Origin of the sequence: Mammaliicoccus sp. Dog046, assembly GCF_034039665.1 — a bacterium.
Taxonomy (GTDB): Bacteria; Bacillota; Bacilli; order Staphylococcales; family Staphylococcaceae; genus Mammaliicoccus.
The window spans coordinates 1,224,928-1,250,081 of the sequence record NZ_CP120131.1; the positions used below are offsets into that span (position 1 = coordinate 1,224,928).

Here is a 25,154-nt window from a genome sequence, read left to right on the forward strand (position 1 = left end):
TTAATAATGTGAATTATTAGATAAATGTAATTATGGTAATTAATAATATATTAATAGAATGACATTGTCAATATAGATTTTAATGAATTATTATTTTTGAGCATAAGTAGTTGATTTAGGAATGAATACGATTTAAACTACTATAAGTGAGAAAAAATGCGTATTTTTATGAAAAGTATAAAATAATAGGAGATTCGAGATGTTAAATAATAAATTAAATAAGCTAAGTAATAAACAGCTCCTAATCAAAGGAGTGTTATATTAATGGTAGAGGCGTTTTTAAACTTTGACTTTATCAGGTATTCTTTTATAAGTGGTGTGTTAGTAGGTTTTATTGCACCATTAATCGGTGCCTTTATCGTTGTTCGTAGATTATCTTTAATTGCTGACGCATTAAGTCACGTCACTTTAGGTGGCATATCTATGGGATTATTTTTAGTAAGTGTCAGTCCCATATTTGCTTCAGTCAATCCCATTTGGTTTGGTATTATATTTTCAATTGCAGGGGCATTATTAATAGAAGAATTAAGAACTGAATATAAACATTATCAAGAAATTGCTATTCCAATTATTATGAGTGGAGGCGTTGGTGTAAGTGTCATATTCATTTCATTGGCTAATGGATTTAATCAAGATTTATTTGGTTATTTATTCGGATCAATTAGTGCAGTCAATTTAAGTGACTTATTTACAATAATCGTAATTACGATTATCGTACTTGTTTTTGTAATTACATTGTATAAATCCTTGTTTGTATTATCATTTGATGAAGAATATTCAAAAGTCATCGGCATGCCAAAATGGATACAATTAGTATTCATTGTCATCGTTGCTTTAGTCATATCGGCTTCAATGAGAGTAGTGGGAATTTTACTGGTTAGTAGTTTAATGACTTTACCAGTTGCTACGAGTATGAGATTAGCAAAAGGATTCAAACAATTGATTGCTTTAAGTATTATTTTTGGAGAAATTTCAGTGATTATTGGTCTGATCTTATCGTTCTATTTGAATATCTCACCGGGTGGTATTATAGTAGGATTATTGATTATAGAGCTATTAGGAAGTATTGCATATAGTAAACTATTGATTAAAAAAGGAGGCTATCATCTTGAAAGTGGAGGAAGCAATTCAAATTTTGAAAAATGATGGTCATAAATATACAAATAAAAGACGAGACATAATTTCATTATTTATAAATGAAGATAAATATATTTCAGCTAAATTCATACAAGAAGCATTAAAGGATGATTATGCAGGTTTATCATTTGATACGATATATCGTAATTTATACTTGTTTAAAGATTTAAACATTATTGAAAGTACAGAAATAGATGGAGAAATGAAATTCCGTATTTCGTGTCAAAGTCATCATCATCATCATTTTATTTGTGAATCATGTGGGACGACAAAAGTAATAGATTTTTGTCCAATGGATTCAATACAACAACAGATTCCAAATGTAGAAATTAAAGCGCATAAGTTAGAAGTTTATGGCTATTGTGAAAATTGTAAGACAGTATAAAAAAACGTTATTGTTACACATTAAAGTGTAACAATAACGTTTTTTATAGTTTAGCTAAAATGTTTGAAACATCATACCAATTATTTATACGATGAATGCCATCATTTAATGTTTTTTGATTGTAAGGTGTGTCGAATAAAAATACAGGGATATTAAGTTGTTGATTAATATCTTCAGCATTATCTAATTTATCTTCAAAGAATATATCGATATTTTGATGTTTAGTTACTTCTAATTTATCATGACTACCTGTTAAAGTGATTTGATCAAATGGAATATCATGTTTTGAAAACCATTCTTTAGTAATATCTTCTAAATAGTTGTGTCGCGCACTAATGTAATATAGTTCATAATCTTGTTGCAGTTGATTTAATATTTCTTTAGCACCTTTAGCAACAGGTGAGTGCTGATAAATGTATGATTCGTTTGTTTTAAACCAATTAAATACATCTTCTTCGTTACAATCTAATACATTTGCTAAATTATACTCAACTATATCTTCATATTTTAATTGTTGATTGAAATCTCTTTGTAAATAGGGTACGAATGTTTTTGGACATGTAACTGTTCCATCAATATCTATACCTAGTCTTGGTTTTTGATTCATAATATCACCTTTGCTTTATGCTTGTTGATTTTCTTTATTTTTTTCCATTTCAGATGCAAGCTTATCTATTTCGAGTTTTAATTCATCTACCATCGTGTCTTCTGGTACTTTTCGTACTGTTTTGCCTTTCATAAATAGCAATCCTTCGCCACGGGCACCAGCAATACCTATATCTGCTTCACGTGCTTCTCCAGGGCCATTTACAGCACAACCTAGTACAGCTACTTTTAATGGAACTTGAAGCTTAGAAATATAGTCCTCAACTTCATTTGCGATAGATATTAAATCAATTTCTATTCTTCCGCAAGTAGGACATGCAATTAACGTAGCAGCATTACTTGCTAAACCGAATGCTTTCAGCAATGATTTGGCTACTTTAACTTCTTCAACAGGATCTGCTGAAAGTGAAATGCGACAAGTATTACCAATACCAAGGCTTAAAATTGCGCCTAAACCTGCTGAGGATTTGACCGTACCATTAAATAATGTACCACTTTCAGTAATACCTAAATGTAGTGGGTAATCAAATGCTTGAGCTGCTTTCGTATATGCTTCAATAGCAAGATTGACATCACTTGCTTTCATTGAAACGATAATATCATGGAAATCCAAATCTTCTAATATTTTAATGTGATGTAGGGCACTTTCAACCATGCCATCAGCAGTCGGATAACCATATTTTCTAATGATATGCTTTTCTAATGAACCAGCATTAACACCTATTCTGATAGGGATACCTTTTTCTTTACATGCATTGACTACTGCTTCTACTTTTTCTCTTCTTCCAATATTTCCAGGATTAATACGAATCTTATCTGCTCCATTTTCAATAGCGATTAATGCTAATTTATAATTGAAATGGATATCAACAACTAAAGGTATATTAATTTGTTCTTTGATATCTTTAATTGCATAAGCATCTTCTTCGTTTGGACATGCAACACGTACAATTTGGCAACCAGCTTCTTCTAATCTCTTAATTTCTGCTACAGTTGCTTCAACATCATAAGTTTTAGTTGTTGTCATACTTTGAATAACGACTTCATCTGAACCGCCAATAGTTAAATCGCCAACTTTAACGGGTCTAGTATTAGTACGATGAGTAATTTCTGCCATGATAAGACTCCTTTATAAAAAACATTATATATTTAATTGGATTGCTGTTTTCCTTTTGGTAAATAAATAATCAATGTAAGTATTGCAATAATAATTATACACCAAGAGAGAATCATTAATAAAGCATTCGACGTAACTATTCCTAACAATAAGACTAAAGTAGGAAGGGTTATAACAAAAGTAATCATTTTTAACCAAGTCATGAATCTAGTTTTTCTATTAAAGCATTTGCTAATAATGTGACCGATAAAGGCAAGGATACTGATTTTAAATGAAATACTTATAAATTGAATGAATAAAAGGAACAGTATGATAATTGCTAAAAAGAAATATTTTGAAGCATTTATTGTTCCTATAAATGAGATTAAATCTTGTTTGTTTTGTATTATGGATGAAAGCGAACCATAACTGATGTTTGTATGATTGTTATAATTTGATAATTCTATATGATCAGGTTTGAAAATAACGAGATGTTTGTCGCTCATTTTGTGTTGATTGGATTGCGTAAATACCATTGATTGAGCGTCATTGAGTTGGATTGTTTTATTATGGGTTAAATCCATCTTGTTATCTTTTATTTTAAAATCTGGAATTTCATCTACGTGTTCATGAACTAACGTTGATAAATGTTTTGTAACTTGTATGTATTGTATTGAATTTGGTAGGATTAAAATGACACTAAGCAACAGCATATGTAGAAAAATATATCTTAATTTCGTAATTCTAAACATTGGATACTTACTTGGATGATTAAATAATCGTTTTAAAGTGTTTATATACTGCATGATTTCACCTCTTTATGTATTCATAATAAGGATAAATTTGTAGAGTTGCAACATGATATAATGCAAAATAAAATTTTTGAAATACAAATTAAACAAATTGTTTGTTATACAACTTTAATCTTGATAAGATAGGTATGTAAAACAAATGAGGAGGATGATTTATTATGGCTTTTGAATTACCAAAATTACCATATGCGTATGATGCATTAGAACCACACATCGATAAAGAAACTATGGAGATTCATCATACGAAACACCATAACACTTATGTAACAAAATTAAACGATGCAGTAAAAGGTACAGATTTAGAAAGTAAATCTATCGAAGAAATCGTTAAGAACTTAAATTCAGTTCCAGATGATATTCGTACTGCAGTGCAAAACAATGGTGGTGGACATTATAATCACTCATTATTCTGGGAACTATTAACTCCAAACGCTGTTGAACCAGCTGGTGAAGTAGTTGACGCGATTGCTTCAACATTCGGTTCATTAGATAAATTCAAAGAAGAATTTGCTGCAGCGGCTGCTGGTCGTTTCGGTTCAGGTTGGGCATGGTTAGTTGTTGATAATGGTGAATTAGCTATCGTTTCAACACCAAACCAAGACAATCCTATTTCTGAAGGTAAATTACCTGTATTAGGATTAGACGTTTGGGAACATGCATACTACTTAAATTACCAAAACAAACGTCCAGATTATATCAATGCATTCTGGAATGTTGTAAATTGGGAAAAAGTAAACGAATTATACCAAGCTGCTAAATAATTCAAACTTTTTGATATTGGATGGCTTCTTTAAATAGAAGTCGTCCTTTTTTTATAAAAAATCACATTATCAATAGCAATGTTTCTTATAATCATATATGATGAAATTATTAGAATAGAGTTAAAAAGGTAGGTTTAGTTGTTGAAACGAGTAAAAAAGAAATCTAAAGAAGAAGCATTTCGCCTTTTAATGAACAAAAGAGTTAGTCTCATATTAGCTGTTGTAGTGATTTTGTTTTCTGTTCTGATTATGAGGTTAGGCTATTTACAGATTGTTAAAGGCGACGAGTATAAGAGAACGATTGATAGTACTGAATCCATTACAGTTAATGAATCTGTGCCAAGAGGTCGTATTTATGATCGCAATGGTAAAGTATTAGTTGATAATGAATCGAAAAAAGCAATTACATATACGAGGGACAGAAGAACGGGTCAAGATGAGATTTTAGAGATAGCTGAAAAATTATCACACTTGATGAAAATGGATACATCCAAAGTTACAGATCGAGATAAGCAAGATTATTGGATCATAAAAAATCCAGACAAAGTTCAAAAATTAATGAAAGATGAGCAAGCACTATTCTCTGACGGAAATATTAGCCAAGATGATTATGATAAATCGTTGTATAAGAAAGTAACATCTAAATATACAGATAAATTAACTAAAAAAGATATGCAAGTATTGGCTATTTTTAGAGAAATGAATGCCGGTTCACAAATGAGTCCAGTCGTAATTAAAAATGATGGCGTTAAGAATGATGAATACGCAGCTGTATCTCAACATTTATCAGAATTACCTGGTGTAAATACAACAATGGACTGGGATAGACGTTATCCATATGGAAACACTTTAAGAACTTTATTTGGAACTGTTTCAAGTAAAGAAGAAGGATTACCTAAAGAGTTAGTCAATGATTACTTAGCAAAAGGCTACTCTAGAAATGATAGAGTCGGTAAATCATATTTAGAATATCAATATGAAGATATATTACGTGGCTCTAAGAAAAAAATGAAATATGTCACAGATAAATCAGGAAAAATCACAAGTTCTGAAGTTGTATCGGAAGGTTCTAGAGGGAACGACTTAGTATTAACAATAGATATTGATTTGCAGAAAAAGGTCGAAGAATATATAGATAAACATATAGAATCACTTAGAGCTGAAGGTGCAACTGATATGGATAGAGTGATGGTTGTTGTACAAGATCCTCGAAATGGAGATATATTAGCAATGGCCGGACGTGATATCGATAAAGATGGTGACATCACTGATGATCACATTGGAAACTTCACAAGTCAATACACGGTTGGTTCATCTGTTAAAGGTGCAACATTACTAACAGGCTATCAAAACGGCGTATTAAAAGTTGGCGATACGATGGTCGATGAGCCATTGAAATTTAATGGTGGATTGACTAAACGATCTTACTTCAACCAAGATGGTAAGAAAACGATAACAGATGCAGAAGCACTGATGCATTCATCAAACGTATATATGTATAAAACAGCACTCTTATTAGCTGGAACACCATATAATAGTGGAATGTCATTACCAAGTGATGTTGAGCAAGCAGGTATTAAATTACGTAAAGGCTTAAATCAAGTTGGTCTTGGTGTTAAAACAGGTGTTGATTTACCAAACGAATCAGCTGGACAAATTGAAACAATCAAAGATAATCCAGGTAACTATATTGATTTAGCGATAGGTCAGTTTGATACTTATACGCCAATACAGCTTTCACAATACGTTGCAACAATCGCTAATGATGGTTATAGATTAAAACCACATTTAGCAAAAGAAATAAGAAATTCAACAAACGAAGATTCACTTGGACCAATTAAAAAGTCATTCAAAGGTGAAGTCATGAATAAAGTGAATAATAGTGACTCAGAAATTAAAGAAGTACAAAAAGGCTTTGACATGGCATTTAATAAACCAGAAGGAACAGGTTATACAAGCTTTAAAGATACAGTTGTAAGATCAGCAGGTAAAACAGGTACAGCCGAAGTATTTAAAGATGGCAAACCAAAAGTAAATTCAACATACATTGGATATGCACCTGCTAAAAATCCAGAACTATCATTCTCTATTACTTATACTAACCAACCAGTACCAGAACCTTGGTTACCAGGTGGAGATCTAGGTAGAGATATAATTAACTATTACTTTAAAGATAAAAAGTAATTATTGATTCAAACACAGCAAATGGTCATACCATTTGCTGTGTTTTTTTATTATTTACAGAAAAATGATCACAAGCATCCCTATAAAACCGCTAAATTAAACGCTTACATTACATGTTAACGAAAACTTTACAATTGCTTAATTCGTAATTAATAAAGTAATTGTAAAGTTAAGGTGTAATAAAGATTAAGGCGTTATTAATTAGGAGGATTTAACATGAAAAAATGGCAAATAATCGGTTCAACGACTGCACTAAGTTCAGTACTATTATTAGGAGCTTGTGGAGGCGCAGCTGAAAAAGCAAATTCAGGGGATACTAAATCTTCAGGAGATAAATTAAGCGGTGAAGTTAAAGGTGACGGGTCATCAACAGTAGCACCTGTAATGGAGAAGATTAATGAAGAATTTTCTTCTGAACAACCAGACGTTTCAGTATCTATCGGGGTATCAGGTACAGGTGGAGGATTTGAAAAATTCATCGCCGGTGAAACAGACTTTGCAAATGCATCAAGAGAAATTAAACCAGAAGAAGAAGAAAAGTTGAAAAAAGAAAAAATAGACTACACAGCTTTTAAAGTCGCACAAGATGGCTTAACAGTTGCAGTCAATAAAGATAATAAATTTGTTAATGAGTTGAGCATGGATGAACTTGCTAAAATTTATAGCGGTAAAGCGAAAACTTGGAAAGATGTAAATCCAAAATTCCCAGCTAAAAAAATCAAAGCATTTTCACCAGACCAATCTCACGGAACTTATGATTTCTTCAGTGAAGAAGTAATGGACAAGAAAGATCTTCAATCTGAGAAAAACGCTGACACAAATGTCATTGTTAAATCTGTACAAGATAACAAAGATTCAGTAGGATTCTTTGGTTATAACTTCTACCAAGAAAATAAAGATTCACTAAAAGCAGTGAAAATTAAAGGTGAAGACGGTAAAGCTGTTAAACCAAGTGAAAAATCAGTTAAAGATGGCTCTTATGCTTTAAGTAGACCATTGTTCGTATACGCTAAAAACAAATCTTTAGAGGATAACAAAGCCTTCCACGGTTTCATGGAATTTGTGGTAGACAAAGCGCCTAAAGCTTCTAAAGACGCTGGCTATGTACCATTAAATGATAGTGAATACAAAAAAGATAAAGAAGAATTAAAGAAACTTAAAAAATAATCATCAATCTAACAATGCAAAGGGCGCACACATGTCGCCCTTTTTCAAAATGAAGGAGTTATTTGTATGAAAGAACAATCTTCAGTACAGGAACTTATAAAACGGAATAATAAGAATAAAGGAAAAGTACTCGCTGACAAGGCAGTACCAATTATATTACTCATTATTGCATCTGTTTCTGTACTTACTACTATCGGGATTTTATTTACTTTAATTACAGAAACAGCAACATTTTTCACAAGAGTTAATCCATTAGAATTTTTATTTACAAAAGATTGGGCACCATTCTCATCTGATCCTAAGTACGGTATATTCGCTTTAGTTTTAGGTACTTTAAAAGTAACTGCCGTTGCTACAATATTTGCAGTTCCAGTTGGATTAGGTGCGGCATTATATTTGAGCGAATACGCTTCAGATAGATCTAGAAGAATCATCAAACCAATATTAGAGATATTGGCGGGTATTCCAACGATTGTATATGGTTTCTTTGCTTTAACTTTCGTTACACCAATTTTAAGAGGTATATTCCCTGACTTAGGTAGTTTTAACTCAATTAGTCCTGGATTAGTCGTGGGGGTCATGATTATTCCAATGATTACAAGTATGAGTGAAGATGCTATGAGTTCAGTACCTGAATCAATTAAAGAAGGTGCACTTGGATTAGGTGCAACTAAATTTGAATTAGCTACAAAAATCGTATTCCCAGCAGCATTATCTGGAATTATAGCTTCCGTTGTTCTTGCAATTTCAAGAGCAATTGGAGAAACGATGATTGTTTCATTAGCTGCAGGTAGTACGCCAGATTCAAGCTTTAGTTTGATAGGATCTATACAAACGATGACCGGATTTATCGTTCAAGTTGCAACAGGTGATGCAACATATGGATCTGATATTTATTACAGTATATATGCGGTTGGATTCACATTGTTCATATTCACATTCATTATGAATATTATCTCTCAATGGGTTACTAAACGCTTTAGAGAGGAGTATTAATATGTCAGAAACAAATTTAATTAATCAAAAAGTAGTCCAAAAGAAATTACCAAAAAGACTGACGAAGAATAAAGTCATTAAATCAATATTTTTTGCGTGTACATTAATAGGTTTAGTTGTACTTGCTATTTTACTCTTTGACATATTTAGTAAAGGTATACCATATTTAAACCTTGAATTCTTCACGAATTTTTCATCAACAACACCAAGTAGTGCAGGTATTAAAGGTGCACTAATAGGAACATTATGGCTGATGATGACGATTGCGCCTATATCCATTATTTTAGGTGTTGGTACAGCAATCTATATGGTTGAATATGCTAAAGAAAATTGGCTCACAAAATTTATTAGAGTTAATATTTCTAACTTAGCCGGCGTACCTTCAGTTGTGTTTGGTTTACTCGGATTAACGATATTTGTTCGTGGTGCTGGATTTGAAAATTTATCATTAGGTAAGACAGTAATAGCAGCGGCATTAACGATGTCACTTATGATTCTACCAATTATTATCGTTGCGAGTCAGGAAGCGATTAAGGCTGTTCCTTCATCAATTAGAGAAGCATCATTAGGATTAGGTGGAACGAAATGGCAAACAATTAAAAATATTGTTTTACCAGCTTCGATACCAGGTATTTTAACGGGTACTATATTGGCATTATCTAGAGCACTTGGTGAAACAGCACCATTAGTAGTAATAGGTATTCCAGCAATTTTAATGAAAACACCAAACAGTATATTTGAATCATTCCAAGCCTTACCAATGCAAATATACAATTGGGCTAAATTACCGCAAGCAGATTTCCAAAATGTTTCATCTGCTGCAATCATCGTGTTGCTTATTATCTTAATATTAATGAACTCAATTGCGATATACATTAGAAATAAATATCAAAGAAAATTATAAAAAATCAAAATGAAGAGGGGTCATCATTATGACAGAATTAAAAATGAGAGATTTATCTCAAAATATTTCTTCAAACGAAACTGAATCAACAAATAAAATTATAACTGAAGATAAAAATATTGTTTATAAAACGAATAACTTAGATTTATGGTATGGAGATTTCCATGCTTTGAAAAATATCAATTTAGATATTGCAGAAAATGAAGTGACAGCTATTATTGGTCCTTCAGGTTGTGGTAAATCCACATACATTAAAACACTAAATAGAATGATCGAATTAATTCCAAGTGTTAAAACTTCTGGTGAAATCTTATATAGAGATAAAAATATTTTTGACAAGAAGTATAGCGTTGAAGAATTACGTACAAATGTTGGAATGGTATTCCAAAAGCCAAATCCATTTCCAAAATCAATTTATGATAATATAACGTACGGTCCGAGAATTCATGGTATAACTGATAAAAAAGTTTTAGATGAAATTGTTGAACGTTCATTAAAAGGTGCAGCAATTTGGGATGAATGTAAAGATCGTCTTGATAAGAATGCATATGGTTTATCTGGTGGACAACAACAAAGAATATGTATCGCACGTTGTTTAGCAATTGAACCAGATGTTATATTAATGGATGAGCCTACTTCTGCATTAGATCCTATTTCAACTTTAAAAGTTGAAGAACTTGTTCAAGAACTAAAAACAAAATACTCAATCATTATTGTGACGCATAACATGCAACAAGCGGCAAGAATTTCTGATAAAACAGCATTCTTCTTAAATGGTTATGTAAATGAATATGATAATACAGATAAAATCTTCTCTAACCCAGCTGATAAGAAAACAGAAGACTATATTTCAGGGAGATTCGGATAATATGGTTATAAGAGAGAAATATGAAGGTGAATTAAAATCACTTATTGATGACTTGTTTAAACTGGGTAAAGAAGTCTATCATATGATTGAACAATCCGTAACGGTATTAAGTGATGAAGATAAAGATAATGCTAGATCACTCATTGCTTATGATAAAAAAATTAATCAAATGGAAGTTGATATTAATGAAAAGGTAGTAATGCTCATTACTAAACAACAACCTATGGCTACAGATTTACGCGTGATGATTTCTGCATTGAAAATTGCATCCGAATTAGAACGTATGGCTGATAACGCTACTAACATTGCTCAAATTCGTAAAAGAACTAAAGTAACAGATTACTTTATTACGATGCGTTTGAAAACGATGGGTAAACTAGCCATGTTAATGTTAAGAGACCTAGAAACAGCGGTTAATAAAAAAGATATTTTGTTGATAAAAGAAATCATTGAAAGAGATGATGATATTGATGATCTATACAGAGAAATCAGTAATTCATCGTATTTAATTGATAATGATCCGTTTATTTCTACACAAGCACAATTAGCTGCACGTTATTTAGAAAGAATAGGCGATCATATTACAAATGTCAGTGAAAGCTGTTATTATTATATTACGGGCGAACACTATGAACCTATTGAAAAATAGTACTGGAATTATACAGTCATAGATGGTATTATAATAAGGTCGTATATTAATTGAAATAAGAATAGGAGGGTTCATCATGCGCGTAAATGTAACTTTAGCATGTACTGATTGTGGTGAAAGAAACTACATCTCTAAAAAGAATAAACGTAATAACCCAGAGCGAATTGAAATGAAAAAATATTGTGCTCGTGACGGTAAACACACTCTTCATAGAGAAACAAAATAATACAACGAACGAAAGCATATTACCAATGTTGGTAATATGCTTTTTATTTACAATTTGAGGTGCTTCAACTACCTATGACCGTATTCCATATGTTATTATTAATATATAATTTGTATTTAATGAAATCACTTTTGGGATGTGTTGAAGTCATGAATGAAAAGAAAACTTTGAGGAACAACATACTAACAAAGATGAAAGAACTAAACTTAAATAGTAAACACAAATATGATTTGAATTTACGACAACAGTTATTCAATCATAATAAATATAAGCAAGCTAATCGTGTAGCAATTGTGATGAGCATGGATCATGAAGTAGATACATTACCAATAATTAAACAAATGTTGAAAGAAAATAAAAAAGTATACGTACCACAAACAGATTATGAAAAGAAGAATATGGTTTTTCAACGATTAATTAATTTAGATACTATTTCAAAAGATGAAAAAGGTATAAAATATATAAATGATAAGACAGAAGTCTGCGATGATTTAGATTTAATAATCGTGCCTGGTGTCATTTATAGAAAAGATGGTTATCGTATAGGTTATGGTGGCGGCTACTATGATAAATATTTGTCACAGTATGAAGGAGACACATTAAGTTTAGCTTATAAATTTCAAGTTCAACACTTTGAAATTGAGGAACACGATGTACCAGTAGATGAAATACTAATAGCAAAAGAAATTGATGGAGAATTGTAATGGATAAAATTAAACAAATGTGGAAGTCCATATATTATTTAGTATATACAGAAGGTTATGAAATATTATCTATTGATGATAATGAAAAAGAAATTTGGCTAACGCACGAATCTAAAAAGAGAGTTAAAAGATTCATCAATAAAACACCTACACATCAAGAAGTAGAATTTGATTTGGAAAAATTAACTGACCACTTAGACATACATATAGAAAATACAGGATTTAGTTTTGAATATTTAGATGTTTATTATATTACAGATAAAGAAATTGACTTCACAGAATTCAACCACTTTAAACGACCAAGAATTAAATATTACGCTTTAAGTGAAGTAAGTGATTTTCAAAATACAACAGAACATATTGTTGCAAAGCAGCAAATAAAGCGAGCAAACACATCACCTGTAGCAACATATAAGAACAAACTATTTAACGCGAGTTTTATAGACCGTTTTATGTTGAAATTTTCACCAGTAACTTATTCACTTGTTGCATTGAATGTTATTATATGGTTATCTTTAGTACTTGTATTCAACCACATTGCACAAATTGATCTGGTTGATTTTGGTGGATTAGTGCATTTTAATGTTGTTCATGGAGAATGGTATAGATTATTAACATCTATGTTCTTACATGCAGACTTTACGCACTTAATGATGAATATGTTCTCTCTGATTATATTTGGTAAATTAATTGAAGGCGCACTCGGCTCAATTAAGATGTTTAGTATTTATATGATATCTGGTTTATTTGCTGGGTTACTCTCATTAAGTATAGATACCGTTTCAATCTCAATTGGTGCAAGTGGTGCAATCTTTGGATTAATTGGCGCATTTATCGTATTCTTATTTACGAGAAAACATACAAATAAGCAATTTGTATTGCAAACATTTATCGGTATATTAATCATTTCATTGTTAGCTTTATTTATGAATAATGTGAATCACTTTGCACATTTAGGCGGTTTTATTAGTGGTGCATTTATTATGTATATTATCCATTTATGGATGAATCAAAAACAAGCAAAATGGTATTATGTAGCTGGTTTTATTGCTTTGACGCTATTGCTCATCATCATCATTTTTAGTAGGCAACAACATTACATTTATGATGAATTAACTGAAAGTGCAATGGATAAGGGTGATTTTGGAAAAGCAGAACAAATGATTACTCAAATCAAAGATAAGCACTTTGAATCAGATAAGACATATATTCATAGTGGTTTAATTGTTGCGAGTAACAAGTCATTAGATGAAGCCATATTAGAATGGGAAAAAGGGCTCAAAGTATTTCCGGATTCAGCTAAATTAAACTATCAAGTAGCTTTAGGTTACAGAGCAAAAAACGACTATGACAAAGCTAAGAAGTTTATAGACAAGGCAATTAAAATTGATAAAAATAATAAACATTATAAAGCATTAGAAAAAGAAATAACTGCATTTAGGAGTTAATCTATGAAAAACTTATACGATGTACAACAATTATTAAAAAAATTTGGATATATTATATACTTTAAAAATGAAGATGATCAATTAGAGATGATGGAGCAAGAAATTACTTCTATGTATAAAGCAATGCTTATTGATCGTGACACATTTTTACAAGCAAGACTAATCATTAATCAAAGAAGGGTTGAAAATAAATGACACATATTTTATCAGCTGATATCGGCGGAACAACATGCAAATTAGGTATATTTGACAAATCTTTAAATATAGAAGAAAAATGGGAAATTTCTACTAATAAAACAGGCGAAGGTATATTAGAAAATATATATGATTCGTTTATTGTACATTTAAATCGTAAAAATATAGATATTAAAAACATTATCGGTATGGGTATTGGCGTCCCAGGACCAATTGATTTTGAAAATGGTGTTGTACATGGTGCAGTTAACTTAAATTGGACTGGTAATATCGAAGTAAGTAAACATATGAAACAGTATTTTGATGGACCAATTTTCGTGGATAATGATGCCAACGTTGCAACATTGGGAGAAAAGTACAAAGGTGCTGGACAAAATGAAAGTGACGTCGTATGTATAACACTTGGTACAGGTGTTGGTGGTGGTATCGTATCTAATAGTGAATTGATCCACGGACACAATGGTTCAGGCGCAGAGATTGGTCACTTTTTAGTTGATCAAAAGAAAAGATTTCAATGTAATTGTGGCATGAAAGGTTGTTTAGAAACTGTAGCTTCAGCTACTGGTGTAATCAATCTAGTACATCATTACTATACAAATATGAATTTAAAATCAAGTTTACATGATTTAATTTCAAGTAAAAATGTTACTGCAAAAGATGTTTTTGATGCAGCTAAAGCAGGCGATGCATTTAGTTTGTTCATTATAGATAAAGTTGCAGGATACATAGCATATGCGGCAAGTGTTATTAGTGTTATGACAAATCCGAAATATATCATTATCGGTGGTGGCGTAAGTAAAGCAGGCGATATATTGTTGACATATATTAAAAAGCACTACGAAAAAATGACATTTAGACCAGCACAAGATGATACACATATTAAAGTTGCCGAATTAGGTAATGATGCAGGTATTATCGGTGCAGCAGGCTTAATTAAAACATATGTATTAGATAAGGGGAATAACTAATGGCTATCGTTGATGTTGTCGTTATACCAGTTGGAACAAATGGACCAAGTGTAAGTGAATATATTGCTGAAATACAAGTTATTTTAGAGAAACATAAAGAAACAGGTAAAATTGACTATCAATTAACACCAATGAATACATTGATAGAAGGCGACTTAAAAGATTTACTTAATATCATTCAAGAAATTCATGAAAGTCCATTTAATAAAGGATTAGATCGTGTATGTACAAATATTAGAATAGATGATAGACGTGATAAATCAAGAAAGATGAATGATAAATTAGATGCTGTTAATAAGCATTTAAAAAAATAAAAGAACGAGGCTGAGACACTTATATGTCTCAGCCTCGTTCCAATTGTGATTTGATTTCATTAATGATGTAAAATTGGATAACCATAAGTAAAAATGGTAGCTAATGAGAAAAAGCCAAAAGATACCACAGTTATAGCACCAAAGAGGATGCCTAAAATGTTTTTGTTTTTAAATGCTGAAATCAAACCGAAAATAGCAAGTATAAATACAGCAAGCATTAATAATGAAAAGATATTAACACCAATATGTATTTTTACTCCAAACAAATCAAATAATTCCCCTGTGTCGATAAATGGCATTCCAATACCCCCAATACATATTTCTTTTATTATCATATTAATTGTATAATTAATATGTAGTTTTGTCGAGATACTTTTTAAAAGAGGAGCGTTAAAATGAAGGTATATAGTTATTCACTAGGATTAGTAGAAACAAATTGTTATATCATTGAAGGTGACAATGAATTACTCGTGATAGATCCATCTGATAATGGACAATTTATTAATAAGAAAATCGAAAAATTTAATAAAAAGGTAGTAGGTATTTTGTTAACACATGCACATTTTGATCATATTGGTGCAGTTGATGAAGTAGTTAAGAAACATGATGTAAAAGTTTATGTACACAAAGAAGAAAAATCATGGCTAACAGATACAGTTAAAAATGGATCGAAGAAATTCGAAATGTATCAAATGCCTCCAGTTGTTCAAAAAACTGTACCAGAAGTAATCGAAGAAGGTACACATCAGATTGGAGAATTTGAATTCGAAGCATTGCATACTCCTGGACATTCGCCAGGTAGTTTAAGTTATGTTTTCGGTGATTTTGCAATTGTAGGAGATACATTATTCAAAGGTGGAATAGGTCGTACTGATTTATATAGAGGCGATACAGACACACTCATGAACGCCATTGAAGAAAAATTATTAAATTTAGATCCATATACAACAATTTTTCCTGGGCATGGACCAGAATCTACAATCCAAGAAGAGGAAATGACGAATCCATATCTAAATGGTTTTAAATGAAAATAAAAATAAAAAAGACACTACATAAAATGTAGTGTCTTTTTTTTAGAGAATGGCCATTTAACTCCATATCTCTATTTATTAATGATGACCGAAGCTAGGCTCTAACAAGAATGTTGAATAATATGTAAATCCTACAAAGCACAATACTAAATATAAAGCGAATATATACATATACATTCTTTCAGTTAATTTTAAGTATCCCAACAATACAAAAAATCCTGTTTGAGCTACAAAGAAATATGCCATCATGTCCATACCGCCTACATAAAACATTGTAGCAAATATAGCAGTCCAGAAGCCTAGAGTTTTGTAAACTTTATCCATCTTCTAATGAACCCCCTCTTTGTTTACTTTCTTATTCACATATAATTATAAAGTTACTATGTAGAAAAGTAAATAGCCAGATACAGTAAAAATCTTTTCTTACAAATGAGTAATTATCAATATTGAAAGCGTTTATATAAAGTAGGAGGAGATTATGGAAAAGTTATTTAAAACACTTATTGATGATGCAATTAAATTATGCGCAACAGACATTCATTTTGTTCCCGTTCAAAATAACAAAACACTAATTCAAATGAGAATGAATGGTATTAATAGTTATTATGAAACGAAATTGGATAACGCTTTATACGGAAAACTACTCATTTATATGAAATTTATATCTCACTTAGATGTGAGTGAACGAAATAAAGCTCAAAGTGGTCAATTGATTTATAGTAATGATTCGAAATTTTATTTAAGGATATCTACACTTCCTATTAGTTTAGGCTTAGAATCATGTGCTATTAGACTAACACCTAAAGATTTTACGAGAGAACAAATAAATGATAATGATAGGGACTTTCAGAACATACGTAATAGAATGTTTGAATCGGAAGGGTTATTTTTATTTACAGGTCCAACTGGTTCCGGAAAATCGACACTAATGTATGAATTATTATTTACATTGAAGAAAGAACAGAACAAACATATCATTACAATCGAGGATCCTGTTGAACAACATTTACACGGTATTGTGCAAGTTTCAGTAAACGAAAAAGCGAATATTACTTACCAACATGCTTTTAAAGCGATTTTAAGATGTGATCCTGATGTGATTATGATAGGTGAAATACGCGATGAAATTACAGCTAATCATGTGATTCAAGCAAGTTTGAGTGGCCATCTTGTACTTTCAACGATGCATGCTAGAAATAATATAGGTGCAATTTATCGATTGCTGGAGTTAGGGATAACTCGGGAACAAATTAGGCAAGGTGTATCTTGTATCGCGAATCAAAGGTTAATTACATCAAAAATAGGTGACCGTATGCGTGAGATGTCGTACATCTTTACTGAAGAAATCAATCAGATAGAAATGAGTGAATAAAATGCGTAAAGCGTGCATTTTAAAGAAAGATAATGTGCTATTTTTAATGCGATTATCTGACATGATGAAACAAGGTTTTACTCTACTTGAATCTATTCAATTATTGTCCGATCAATTTCAACAATTATCTCATTCAAAGGTTAAATCAACATTAATAGAAATCATTGTATCAACGGGGCAATTACATGAAATTTTATCATTTTTAAAGTACCCTCAAGTCATTGTTACGCAAATATATTTTGGTGAGCAATACGGTAATTTAATTGAGTCATTAGATCATTCGATAATGTATTTAAAAAAGATTGAACAAGTAAAAGCTAAGTTTATAAAAACAATTCAATACCCAGCAGTACTATTCTTTGTATTTTTTATGCTTCTCACGGCAGTTAATCAGACAATCATTCCTCAATTTCGTGAAATTTATGAATCTATGAACGTAGAAATATCTTCCTCGTTAAAATTAATAACGACTATTTTTTCTTATCTGCCAATTTCAATCATTACAGGCGCCTTAATTTGTATACTTCTATCTTTACTTATTTATTTTAAATATCTTGGCGCGGATATATCTAAAAAAATTACTTATTTCAAGCGTACGCCAATAATAAATAGTTATATCACGATGTATAACTCGTATAGAATTTCTAGAGATTTTTCGTTTTTTATTCAGAATGGTATTACTCTAAATAAAATTATCGAAATATATATGATGCAAACAAAAGATGACTTATTAAGGTTTATAGGTTTATCGATTAATCAGTCAATCGAAGCAGGTCATTCATTTCCGGAATCAATTAAATCAATCAATTGTTTAGATGATAATTTGATCCATTATATTCAGCACGGCGAAAATAAATCTAAGTTAGATTTGGAACTCTATTACTTTAGTATTTATATGTTAGATAAATTAGAACAAACATTTATTAAGCAGATGAAATGGATTCAACCAATCGTATTTGGTGTATTGGCGTTATTAATCGTTACTTTATATTTAATAATTATTTTGCCAATGCTACAGATGGTTGAAGGCATAAAATGAAAGGGGTGTTTTAATTGAAAAAACTATTGTTCATAAGTAAAAAGGAAGGTTTCACTTTAATCGAAATGTTAATTGTACTTTTGATAATCAGTATTTTGTTAATCATTATTATTCCTAACATTTCAAAGCAATCTGAGACTGTTAAATCTACTGGATGCCAAGCTCAAGTTAAAATGGTGGCAGGTCAAGTAGAAGCTTATACACTTAAACACGAATCAAAGCCAAACTCAGTTAATGATTTGGTAAGTGATGGATATATCAATGATAAACAACTTACTTGTAAATCCGGCGAAAGAATAACGATTCAAAATGGCGAAGTAGTTGCAAATTAATGAAAGTACATGGATTTACTTTGATAGAGATGATTTTCGTCATGTCTATCGTTAGCCTAATTATGTTGATTTCCATGATACTATCAAAGAATACGATTGAAAATGTAAATCTAAACAAAGGATTACAAGATTTCGAAGTGAAGTTAGAATATTTAGAAACGAAGTCTATTGCAAGCAAACGACCGATACTCGTGTGGTTCAAACCCAATTCGAGTCAAATTGAATATCAGATTAAACGAAATGATATCCAAACACTTAGTTTATATAAAGGACACGTTTCAAACGACAATCAATTTACAACTTTGGTATTTGATGGAGAAGGGAATATCAATCAATTCGGCACATTGAAAATGGTATTTAATAAGAAGAAATATAATATTGTATTCCGTATTGAGAAAGGAAGGTATAGAGTCGTTGAAGAATAACAACGGGTATGTATTTATTGATTTTATACTATCCATTTTCATATTAGTTATGTTAAGTGGGACTTTAATGCCACTGGTACATACATTGAATAAAACAATTGAAAAAGAACATTACAAAATCAAACTTTATCAAATGGTGTATCAAACCTTACAAAGTAAGGATAATGAATTGAAGTTTAATACTGATAAATTTAAATTGAACAGAAAAAATAATCAAATATGTTTGGAAGATGTTATAAGAAATGAAAAAGTGTGTGTTAAAAAATAATGAAGGGTTTACGATGATAGAAATGCTATTATCGATACTGTTTTTGCTGATTATAGTATCAATCATTCCATTTTTGTTTAAAAGTATATATACGTTCAAAGAATATGCGTTAAATCATTCTGATTATGAACTTCTCATGTTCAGAAAAGATTTGTCTAGCGAAGTTAAGGATGCAAAAGTCGAAATTAAAGCATTTAATCAAGTAATAAAATTTGATCATAACAGTAATACTACTGAATATACGTTGTTAAATTCTAAGATATTTAAAAGTATCAATGGGAAAGGACATATTACTTTATTAAATAATGTAGAAGACATTACAGTACAAAAAATTTCAAATAAGACATATAAAATGTTGATTTCAATTAGAAAGGCGGATAAAGTCATTCGTGAAGAAATTTATTTTTAATCAAGATGGATTCATATTACCGTTTTTACTTTGTGTACTATTTATATATTCTGCCTTTATTTCTTACTATCTCGTTCAATACCATTACAAGTTAATGACCTATCGTAATTTAGAAGATTACTATCAAAGTGAAATAAAATTGCTTATGGATAAATAAATTTTTCTTTTTATTTTCTGAATAATGAGATAGAATAAGGGATAAGTTGAATAGAAGTAGTTAAGGAGAAGATAGCATGTCGATTGTGTTAGTTGGTTTTATGGGTGTTGGAAAGACAACAATTGGACGCTTATTAAGCGATCATTATGACATCCCATTGATAGATATAGATACTTATATAGTTGAATCAACACAATTGTCGATTCCTCAAATATTTAATGATTACGGTGAATCTCATTTTAGAAATTTAGAAACAGAATCATTAAAAAAATGGATTGATCAAGATGTTATCATCTCAACGGGTGGCGGTATCATTGAATCTGAATATTCCAGAGAGATACTAAAGGAAAATAATCATACATTTTGGTTATATTGTGATCTTGAAGTCTTATTTAATAGGATAAATCATGATAGTAATAGACCAAATGCTAACGGTAGAACATTTAATGAATTAAAAGCCTTGTATTTAAATCGAGAATTAAGTTATAATGAAATCGCATTCAAGAAAATTGATGCAAACAAGTCAATTGAAACTGTTAAACAAGAGATTATTGAATCACTATAATTCTATAAATTTGCGAATGATCAAAGTTAGAGAGAATGAAATTATCTTCATCGCCGAAGGAGCAAGCCATATTTGAGTGAATCTCTCAGGCAAAAGGATAACTTTGTGACGCATTCCTGAAGAGCACTTCAACAGGGTAGCATAAGCTACCCTGTTTTTTTATTATACATATTTAGAAGGGGAGAATATCGATGACGACTGAATTAAAGAAAACGCCATTGTATCAAACATATCTAGATCAAGAGGCAAAGGTAATTGACTTTTCTGGTTGGGCATTGCCAGTTCAATTTTCAAGTATTAAAGAAGAACATAATGCTGTAAGAGAAAATGTAGGATTATTTGATGTTAGTCATATGGGAGAGATTATCATTTCCGGGGAAGATGCTGATGAATTCGTTCAGTATATTTTAACAAATGATTCCTCAAATTTAACTGAAACAAAAGCGCAATATACAGCACTATGTAATGAACAGGGTGGTGTCATTGACGATCTTGTTATTTATAAGTTACAAGACAAAGTTTACTTTTTAGTTGTTAATGCTGGAAATACAGATATTGATTTTGAATGGATACAAAGTATTAAAGGTTTTAATGTAACTGTTGAAAATAAATCAACTGAATATGGTCAATTAGCTATACAAGGACCTAATGCAAGAAAACTATTACAAGAAGTTTTAGAAATTGATATTAGTGAAATGAAAATGTTTGAATTCATACAAAATGTAACACTGTTTGGTAAAGAAATTATTCTATCTCAATCAGGTTATACAGGTGAAGATGGATTTGAAATTTACTGTGATGCAAAAGATGCTAAAGAGATTTGGGATCAATTGATAGAGCAAGGTGCAATACCTTGTGGTTTAGGAGCACGTGATACATTAAGACTTGAAGCGGCACTGCCACTACATGGTCAAGATTTATCAGAATCAATTACGCCTTATGAAGCAGGAATTGGCTTTGCAGTTAAACCACTTATTGAAGATGATTTCATTGGTAAATCCGTATTAAAAGAACAAAAGACAAATGGTGCACCTCGTAAATCAATTGGTATTGAAATGATAGATAAAGGTATACCAAGAACAGACTATGACATTTTAGATCTTGATGGAAACAAAATAGGCTATGTTACTTCGGGAACACAATCACCTTCAACTGGTAAATCGTTTGCAATGGGATTAATAGATAAAGACGCATTTGAATTAGAGAAAGAAGTACTTATTCAAGTTAGAAAGAGACAAGTAAAAGCAAAAATAGTTAAAAAATCATCTTTTAAATCATAGGAGTGAATCGAATGGGACATCGTTATATACCTTTAACTGAAAAAGACAAATCAGAAATGCTAAACGTAATAGGCATCGAATCTGTAGACGAATTATTTAAAGATATACCAGAGAGCGTTAGATTTGATCAAGCATTGAATATTAAAGAGAAAAAATCAGAAACCACTTTATTAAGAGAACTATCTCAGATTTCAAATAAAAATATTACAAGTGAAACACATGCATCATTCTTAGGTGCTGGTGTATATGATCATTATATTCCTACTGTTGTTGATCATGTGATTTCTAGATCAGAATTTTACACAGCTTACACACCTTACCAACCTGAGATATCACAAGGGGAATTACAAGCGATTTTTGAGTTTCAAACTTTAATTTGTGAATTAACGGGAATGGATGTAGCTAACTCTTCAATGTATGATGGAGGAACTGCTTTTGCAGAAGCGGCTGTTTTAGCTGCAGGGCATACGAAGAAGAACAAAATTATCGTATCAAAATCAGTGCATTATCAATCTATAGAAGTTCTTAAGACATATACGAAAGCCCAAGATATAGAAGTCGTAGAAGTTGATTTAGATGGAACAGTTACTGATTTAGAAAAATTAGAGTCAGTCATCGATGATGAAACAGCAGCAGTTTGTGTACAATATCCTAATTTCTTTGGATCATTAGAAGATTTAGAAGCTATACAACAATTAATCGAAGATAAAAAAGCTTTATTCATTGTTTCAAGTAATCCTTTAGCATTAGGCTTAATTACGCCTCCAGGTGAATTTGGAGCAGATATCGTAGTTGGTGACGCACAAGTATTTGGTATTCCGGCACAATATGGAGGACCACACTGTGGTTACTTTGCTTCTACTAAGAAATTGATGAGAAAATTACCAGGTAGACTAGTAGGTCAAACACAAGATGATGAAGGAAATAGAGGTTTTGTATTGACGCTACAAGCAAGAGAACAGCATATTAGAAGAGATAAAGCTACTTCAAATATTTGTTCTAACCAAGCACTTAATGCATTAGCTGCATCAGTATGTATGAGTGCATTAGGTAAAAATGGTGTTTATGAAATGGCAGAATTAAATATGGAAAATACAACTTACATGAAGAATCAATTTAAAGAGCATGGTTTCAATGTTCTTGATGGTATTTCATTCAATGAATTTGTAGTTGAATTTGAACACCCAATTAAAGACATTAATGCACGTTTGTTAGAAGATGGCATTATTGGTGGCTTTGACTTAGGATTTGTAGATAAACAGTTTGAGAATCATATGTTGATTGCGGTTACTGAATTAAGAACTAAAGAAGAAATGGATACATTTATACAAAAAGTAGGTGAATATTATGCGTAAGCCATCAAGTGAATTAATATTTGAAAGATCAAGAGAAGACCGATTTGCATACTCATTACCAGAAAAAGAAGTAGAAAATCAAAATGTAAAATCATTACTTGGCGATAAATTTACTAGAAAACAAAAAGCAGAATTACCTGAAGTAAGTGAACTTGACTTAATGAGACACTATACGGAACTTTCTAATAAAAACCATGGTGTCGATACAGGTTTTTATCCTTTAGGCTCATGTACTATGAAATATAATCCAAAAATAAATGAAAAAGTAGCGAGAATGTCAGGATTTGCTAATGCTCATCCATTACAAAGCGAAGAAACTGTGCAAGGTTCTCTAGAAATTGTGTACGATTTACAAGAACATTTAAAAGAAATCACAGGAATGGATGAAGTAACATTACAACCTGCAGCAGGAGCGCATGGTGAGTGGACAGCACTTCTAATGATCAAAGCATTCCACGAAGCGAATGGTGATTTTAATAGAACTAAAGTTATTGTTCCTGATTCTGCACATGGTACAAATCCTGCATCTGCTAAAGTAGCAGGATTCGATACAGTTACTGTAAAATCTAATGAAAAAGGTTTAGTCGATATTGACGATTTAAAACGTGTAGTTGGAGAAGATACGGCAGCAATAATGTTAACAAATCCTAATACATTAGGTTTATTTGAAGAAGATATATTAGAAATACGTGAGATTGTCCATCAAGCTGGTGGTAAATTGTATTATGATGGTGCCAATTTAAATGCAATTATGAGCAAAGTTAGACCTGGTGATATGGGCTTCGATGCTGTACATTTGAATTTGCATAAGACATTCACAGGTCCACATGGTGGTGGAGGTCCTGGTTCAGGTCCAGTTGGTGTCAAAGCTGACTTAGTACCTTATTTACCAAAACCAACAGTTATCAAAGAAAATGATACATTTAAATTTGATCATGATATGCCAAAATCAATCGGAAGAGTAAAACCATTCTTCGGAAACTTTGGTATCTATTTAAGAGCATACACTTATATCAGAACTATGGGGCCGGACGGTTTGAAAGCAGTATCAGAAACGGCTGTATTAAACGCTAATTATATGTTGAGAAGATTGCAAGATCATTTTGAAACACCATATAAACAACATTGTAAACATGAGTTTGTAATTAGTGGATCTAGACAGAAGAAATTAGGAGTAAGAACGTTAGATATTGCGAAACGACTCTTAGACTTTAATTTCCATCCACCTACAATTTACTTCCCAATTAATGTTGAAGAATGTATGATGATTGAACCAACTGAAACAGAGTCTAAAGAAACTTTAGATGCATTCTGTGATACATTGATTCAAATTGCAAAAGAAGCAGAAGAGAATCCAGAAATGGTATTAGATGCACCACATACAACTGTAATTGGAAGATTAGACGAAACACAAGCAGCTAGAAAACCAGTATTAAAATTTGAATTGCTTAAAGAAGAAAAGAATTAAAATGAATTAAAATGAAATATAAAGAAAAGCAGG

Annotated in this window: 32 protein-coding genes and 1 riboswitch; of the genes, 27 read left to right on the forward strand and 5 right to left on the reverse strand. The window is 31.1% G+C overall.

Annotated elements, in window-relative coordinates:
- Window positions 1-264: 264 nt before the first annotated feature.
- On the forward strand, window positions 265-1,146 hold the full coding sequence (locus P3U32_RS06175) for a metal ABC transporter permease (RefSeq protein WP_323704740.1): 882 nt from the start codon (window positions 265-267) through the stop codon (window positions 1,144-1,146).
- Window positions 1,109-1,522, forward strand: a complete 414-nt coding sequence (locus P3U32_RS06180) for a Fur family transcriptional regulator (RefSeq protein ID WP_323704741.1) — start codon at window positions 1,109-1,111, stop codon at window positions 1,520-1,522. Before P3U32_RS06175 ends, P3U32_RS06180 begins: the two co-directional genes overlap by 38 nt.
- A gap of 43 nt (window positions 1,523-1,565) precedes the next feature.
- On the opposite strand, the gene P3U32_RS06185 is transcribed toward P3U32_RS06180, so the two are convergent.
- Genes P3U32_RS06185 through P3U32_RS06195 form a run of 3 tightly spaced genes read right to left on the reverse strand, consistent with a single transcriptional unit; the run spans window position 1,566 to window position 4,030 of the window.
- Complete coding sequence (locus P3U32_RS06185) at window positions 1,566-2,129, reverse strand: hypothetical protein (protein ID WP_323704742.1); 564 nt, start codon at window positions 2,127-2,129, stop codon at window positions 1,566-1,568.
- Between the two features lie 15 nt (window positions 2,130-2,144).
- The gene (gene ispG / locus P3U32_RS06190; protein ID WP_323704848.1) at window positions 2,145-3,236 is read right to left on the reverse strand and encodes a flavodoxin-dependent (E)-4-hydroxy-3-methylbut-2-enyl-diphosphate synthase; all 1,092 of its coding nucleotides are present in this window, start codon (window positions 3,234-3,236) and stop codon (window positions 2,145-2,147) included.
- Window positions 3,237-3,277: 41 nt separating this feature from the next.
- Window positions 3,278-4,030 carry a DUF1189 family protein gene (locus tag P3U32_RS06195; RefSeq protein ID WP_323704743.1) on the reverse strand — a complete coding sequence of 251 codons (753 nt, stop codon included), beginning with the start codon at window positions 4,028-4,030 and terminating at the stop codon, window positions 3,278-3,280.
- Between the two features lie 164 nt (window positions 4,031-4,194).
- Here P3U32_RS06195 and P3U32_RS06200 point away from each other — a divergent pair, with 164 nt between their 5' ends.
- The 13 genes from P3U32_RS06200 to P3U32_RS06260 all read left to right on the forward strand — a co-directional run bounded on the left by P3U32_RS06200 (window position 4,195) and on the right by P3U32_RS06260 (window position 15,420).
- Window positions 4,195-4,797: a superoxide dismutase gene (locus tag P3U32_RS06200; protein ID WP_323704744.1), complete on the forward strand. Its 603-nt coding sequence runs from the start codon at window positions 4,195-4,197 to the stop codon at window positions 4,795-4,797.
- A 138-nt stretch (window positions 4,798-4,935) separates the two neighbouring features.
- Window positions 4,936-6,981, forward strand: coding sequence for a peptidoglycan D,D-transpeptidase FtsI family protein (locus tag P3U32_RS06205; protein ID WP_323704745.1), 2,046 nt, complete (start codon window positions 4,936-4,938; stop codon window positions 6,979-6,981).
- A 216-nt stretch (window positions 6,982-7,197) separates the two neighbouring features.
- Entirely contained in the window at window positions 7,198-8,148 is a 951-nt protein-coding gene (locus tag P3U32_RS06210; protein WP_323704746.1) for a PstS family phosphate ABC transporter substrate-binding protein, read from the forward strand.
- 66 nt (window positions 8,149-8,214) lie between these two features.
- Window positions 8,215-9,144: a phosphate ABC transporter permease subunit PstC gene (gene pstC, locus P3U32_RS06215; RefSeq protein WP_323704747.1), complete on the forward strand. Its 930-nt coding sequence runs from the start codon at window positions 8,215-8,217 to the stop codon at window positions 9,142-9,144.
- A 1-nt stretch (window position 9,145) separates the two neighbouring features.
- On the forward strand, window positions 9,146-10,048 hold the full coding sequence (gene pstA / locus P3U32_RS06220; protein ID WP_323704748.1) for a phosphate ABC transporter permease PstA: 903 nt from the start codon (window positions 9,146-9,148) through the stop codon (window positions 10,046-10,048).
- 28 nt (window positions 10,049-10,076) lie between these two features.
- Window positions 10,077-10,916, forward strand: a complete 840-nt coding sequence (gene pstB / locus P3U32_RS06225) for a phosphate ABC transporter ATP-binding protein PstB (RefSeq protein ID WP_416361238.1) — start codon at window positions 10,077-10,079, stop codon at window positions 10,914-10,916.
- Between the two features lies 1 nt (window position 10,917).
- On the forward strand, window positions 10,918-11,565 hold the full coding sequence (phoU, locus tag P3U32_RS06230; protein ID WP_323704749.1) for a phosphate signaling complex protein PhoU: 648 nt from the start codon (window positions 10,918-10,920) through the stop codon (window positions 11,563-11,565).
- 76 nt (window positions 11,566-11,641) lie between these two features.
- Complete coding sequence (gene rpmG, locus P3U32_RS06235) at window positions 11,642-11,791, forward strand: 50S ribosomal protein L33 (protein ID WP_016911879.1); 150 nt, start codon at window positions 11,642-11,644, stop codon at window positions 11,789-11,791.
- A gap of 149 nt (window positions 11,792-11,940) precedes the next feature.
- Window positions 11,941-12,495 (forward strand): 5-formyltetrahydrofolate cyclo-ligase, encoded by a 555-nt coding sequence (locus P3U32_RS06240; RefSeq protein WP_323704750.1) that lies wholly within the window; start codon window positions 11,941-11,943, stop codon window positions 12,493-12,495.
- On the forward strand, window positions 12,495-13,943 hold the full coding sequence (locus P3U32_RS06245; protein ID WP_323704752.1) for a rhomboid family intramembrane serine protease: 1,449 nt from the start codon (window positions 12,495-12,497) through the stop codon (window positions 13,941-13,943). The genes P3U32_RS06240 and P3U32_RS06245 overlap by 1 nt, the downstream gene beginning before the upstream one ends.
- Before the next feature lie 3 nt (window positions 13,944-13,946).
- A complete protein-coding gene (locus P3U32_RS06250; protein WP_323704754.1) occupies window positions 13,947-14,138 on the forward strand; it encodes a YqgQ family protein in 192 nt (63 codons plus the stop codon).
- Window positions 14,135-15,106 carry an ROK family glucokinase gene (locus P3U32_RS06255; protein ID WP_323704755.1) on the forward strand — a complete coding sequence of 324 codons (972 nt, stop codon included), beginning with the start codon at window positions 14,135-14,137 and terminating at the stop codon, window positions 15,104-15,106. Before P3U32_RS06250 ends, P3U32_RS06255 begins: the two co-directional genes overlap by 4 nt.
- Window positions 15,106-15,420, forward strand: coding sequence for an MTH1187 family thiamine-binding protein (locus P3U32_RS06260; RefSeq protein WP_323704756.1), 315 nt, complete (start codon window positions 15,106-15,108; stop codon window positions 15,418-15,420). Before P3U32_RS06255 ends, P3U32_RS06260 begins: the two co-directional genes overlap by 1 nt.
- A 59-nt stretch (window positions 15,421-15,479) precedes the next feature.
- On the opposite strand, the gene P3U32_RS06265 is transcribed toward P3U32_RS06260, so the two are convergent.
- Window positions 15,480-15,719, reverse strand: coding sequence for a DUF2759 domain-containing protein (locus P3U32_RS06265; protein WP_323704757.1), 240 nt, complete (start codon window positions 15,717-15,719; stop codon window positions 15,480-15,482).
- A gap of 96 nt (window positions 15,720-15,815) precedes the next feature.
- On the opposite strand from P3U32_RS06265, the gene P3U32_RS06270 reads away from it, so the two are divergent.
- A complete protein-coding gene (locus P3U32_RS06270) occupies window positions 15,816-16,448 on the forward strand; it encodes an MBL fold metallo-hydrolase (protein WP_323704758.1) in 633 nt (210 codons plus the stop codon).
- Window positions 16,449-16,529: 81 nt separating this feature from the next.
- On the opposite strand, the gene P3U32_RS06275 is transcribed toward P3U32_RS06270, so the two are convergent.
- Window positions 16,530-16,775: a DUF2626 family protein gene (locus tag P3U32_RS06275; RefSeq protein ID WP_016911887.1), complete on the reverse strand. Its 246-nt coding sequence runs from the start codon at window positions 16,773-16,775 to the stop codon at window positions 16,530-16,532.
- A 154-nt stretch (window positions 16,776-16,929) separates the two neighbouring features.
- Here P3U32_RS06275 and comGA point away from each other — a divergent pair, with 154 nt between their 5' ends.
- From comGA to gcvPB, 11 genes are all read left to right on the forward strand, one after another.
- Window positions 16,930-17,823, forward strand: coding sequence for a competence type IV pilus ATPase ComGA (gene comGA, locus P3U32_RS06280; protein ID WP_323704759.1), 894 nt, complete (start codon window positions 16,930-16,932; stop codon window positions 17,821-17,823).
- Between the two features lies 1 nt (window position 17,824).
- Complete coding sequence (gene comGB / locus P3U32_RS06285; RefSeq protein WP_323704761.1) at window positions 17,825-18,862, forward strand: competence type IV pilus assembly protein ComGB; 1,038 nt, start codon at window positions 17,825-17,827, stop codon at window positions 18,860-18,862.
- A 14-nt stretch (window positions 18,863-18,876) separates the two neighbouring features.
- Window positions 18,877-19,194: a competence type IV pilus major pilin ComGC gene (gene comGC, locus P3U32_RS06290; RefSeq protein WP_323704762.1), complete on the forward strand. Its 318-nt coding sequence runs from the start codon at window positions 18,877-18,879 to the stop codon at window positions 19,192-19,194.
- Entirely contained in the window at window positions 19,194-19,619 is a 426-nt protein-coding gene (gene comGD, locus P3U32_RS06295; RefSeq protein ID WP_323704763.1) for a competence type IV pilus minor pilin ComGD, read from the forward strand. Before comGC ends, comGD begins: the two co-directional genes overlap by 1 nt.
- The gene (comGE, locus tag P3U32_RS06300) at window positions 19,609-19,887 is read left to right on the forward strand and encodes a competence type IV pilus minor pilin ComGE (RefSeq protein ID WP_323704764.1); all 279 of its coding nucleotides are present in this window, start codon (window positions 19,609-19,611) and stop codon (window positions 19,885-19,887) included. The genes comGD and comGE overlap by 11 nt, the downstream gene beginning before the upstream one ends.
- Window positions 19,888-19,900: 13 nt before the next feature.
- On the forward strand, window positions 19,901-20,296 hold the full coding sequence (locus tag P3U32_RS06305) for a competence type IV pilus minor pilin ComGF (protein ID WP_323704765.1): 396 nt from the start codon (window positions 19,901-19,903) through the stop codon (window positions 20,294-20,296).
- Window positions 20,277-20,453, forward strand: coding sequence for a hypothetical protein (locus tag P3U32_RS06310; protein ID WP_323704766.1), 177 nt, complete (start codon window positions 20,277-20,279; stop codon window positions 20,451-20,453). Before P3U32_RS06305 ends, P3U32_RS06310 begins: the two co-directional genes overlap by 20 nt.
- A 76-nt stretch (window positions 20,454-20,529) precedes the next feature.
- Window positions 20,530-21,018 carry a shikimate kinase gene (locus P3U32_RS06315; RefSeq protein ID WP_323704767.1) on the forward strand — a complete coding sequence of 163 codons (489 nt, stop codon included), beginning with the start codon at window positions 20,530-20,532 and terminating at the stop codon, window positions 21,016-21,018.
- Between the two features lie 16 nt (window positions 21,019-21,034).
- Window positions 21,035-21,129, forward strand: a riboswitch (glycine riboswitch).
- 80 nt (window positions 21,130-21,209) lie between these two features.
- Window positions 21,210-22,298 (forward strand): glycine cleavage system aminomethyltransferase GcvT, encoded by a 1,089-nt coding sequence (gene gcvT / locus P3U32_RS06320; RefSeq protein ID WP_323704768.1) that lies wholly within the window; start codon window positions 21,210-21,212, stop codon window positions 22,296-22,298.
- Window positions 22,299-22,309: 11 nt separating this feature from the next.
- Entirely contained in the window at window positions 22,310-23,653 is a 1,344-nt protein-coding gene (gene gcvPA / locus P3U32_RS06325) for an aminomethyl-transferring glycine dehydrogenase subunit GcvPA (RefSeq protein WP_323704769.1), read from the forward strand.
- Window positions 23,646-25,121 (forward strand): aminomethyl-transferring glycine dehydrogenase subunit GcvPB, encoded by a 1,476-nt coding sequence (gene gcvPB / locus P3U32_RS06330; RefSeq protein WP_323704770.1) that lies wholly within the window; start codon window positions 23,646-23,648, stop codon window positions 25,119-25,121. Before gcvPA ends, gcvPB begins: the two co-directional genes overlap by 8 nt.
- The last annotated feature ends 33 nt before the right edge of the window (window positions 25,122-25,154 follow it).

Coding starts and splice junctions, on each gene's coding strand:
- P3U32_RS06270 (WP_323704758.1), top strand. CDS start 15,816: ATGAAGGTATATAGTTATTCACTAGGATTAGTAGAAACAAATTGTTAT.
- comGD (WP_323704763.1), top strand. CDS start 19,194: ATGAAAGTACATGGATTTACTTTGATAGAGATGATTTTCGTCATGTCT.
- rpmG (WP_016911879.1), top strand. CDS start 11,642: ATGCGCGTAAATGTAACTTTAGCATGTACTGATTGTGGTGAAAGAAAC.
- P3U32_RS06175 (WP_323704740.1), top strand. CDS start 265: ATGGTAGAGGCGTTTTTAAACTTTGACTTTATCAGGTATTCTTTTATA.
- pstC (WP_323704747.1), top strand. CDS start 8,215: ATGAAAGAACAATCTTCAGTACAGGAACTTATAAAACGGAATAATAAG.
- P3U32_RS06250 (WP_323704754.1), top strand. CDS start 13,947: ATGAAAAACTTATACGATGTACAACAATTATTAAAAAAATTTGGATAT.
- P3U32_RS06210 (WP_323704746.1), top strand. CDS start 7,198: ATGAAAAAATGGCAAATAATCGGTTCAACGACTGCACTAAGTTCAGTA.
- P3U32_RS06260 (WP_323704756.1), top strand. CDS start 15,106: ATGGCTATCGTTGATGTTGTCGTTATACCAGTTGGAACAAATGGACCA.
- P3U32_RS06305 (WP_323704765.1), top strand. CDS start 19,901: ATGATAGAAATGCTATTATCGATACTGTTTTTGCTGATTATAGTATCA.
- P3U32_RS06265 (WP_323704757.1), bottom strand. CDS start 15,719: ATGCCATTTATCGACACAGGGGAATTATTTGATTTGTTTGGAGTAAAA.
- comGA (WP_323704759.1), top strand. CDS start 16,930: ATGGAAAAGTTATTTAAAACACTTATTGATGATGCAATTAAATTATGC.
- pstA (WP_323704748.1), top strand. CDS start 9,146: ATGTCAGAAACAAATTTAATTAATCAAAAAGTAGTCCAAAAGAAATTA.
- P3U32_RS06200 (WP_323704744.1), top strand. CDS start 4,195: ATGGCTTTTGAATTACCAAAATTACCATATGCGTATGATGCATTAGAA.
- P3U32_RS06245 (WP_323704752.1), top strand. CDS start 12,495: ATGGATAAAATTAAACAAATGTGGAAGTCCATATATTATTTAGTATAT.
- gcvPB (WP_323704770.1), top strand. CDS start 23,646: ATGCGTAAGCCATCAAGTGAATTAATATTTGAAAGATCAAGAGAAGAC.
- P3U32_RS06195 (WP_323704743.1), bottom strand. CDS start 4,030: ATGCAGTATATAAACACTTTAAAACGATTATTTAATCATCCAAGTAAG.
- P3U32_RS06275 (WP_016911887.1), bottom strand. CDS start 16,775: ATGGATAAAGTTTACAAAACTCTAGGCTTCTGGACTGCTATATTTGCT.
- P3U32_RS06255 (WP_323704755.1), top strand. CDS start 14,135: ATGACACATATTTTATCAGCTGATATCGGCGGAACAACATGCAAATTA.
- P3U32_RS06185 (WP_323704742.1), bottom strand. CDS start 2,129: ATGAATCAAAAACCAAGACTAGGTATAGATATTGATGGAACAGTTACA.
- comGB (WP_323704761.1), top strand. CDS start 17,825: ATGCGTAAAGCGTGCATTTTAAAGAAAGATAATGTGCTATTTTTAATG.
- pstB (WP_416361238.1), top strand. CDS start 10,077: ATGACAGAATTAAAAATGAGAGATTTATCTCAAAATATTTCTTCAAAC.
- phoU (WP_323704749.1), top strand. CDS start 10,918: ATGGTTATAAGAGAGAAATATGAAGGTGAATTAAAATCACTTATTGAT.
- P3U32_RS06315 (WP_323704767.1), top strand. CDS start 20,530: ATGTCGATTGTGTTAGTTGGTTTTATGGGTGTTGGAAAGACAACAATT.
- P3U32_RS06240 (WP_323704750.1), top strand. CDS start 11,941: ATGAATGAAAAGAAAACTTTGAGGAACAACATACTAACAAAGATGAAA.
- gcvPA (WP_323704769.1), top strand. CDS start 22,310: ATGGGACATCGTTATATACCTTTAACTGAAAAAGACAAATCAGAAATG.
- gcvT (WP_323704768.1), top strand. CDS start 21,210: ATGACGACTGAATTAAAGAAAACGCCATTGTATCAAACATATCTAGAT.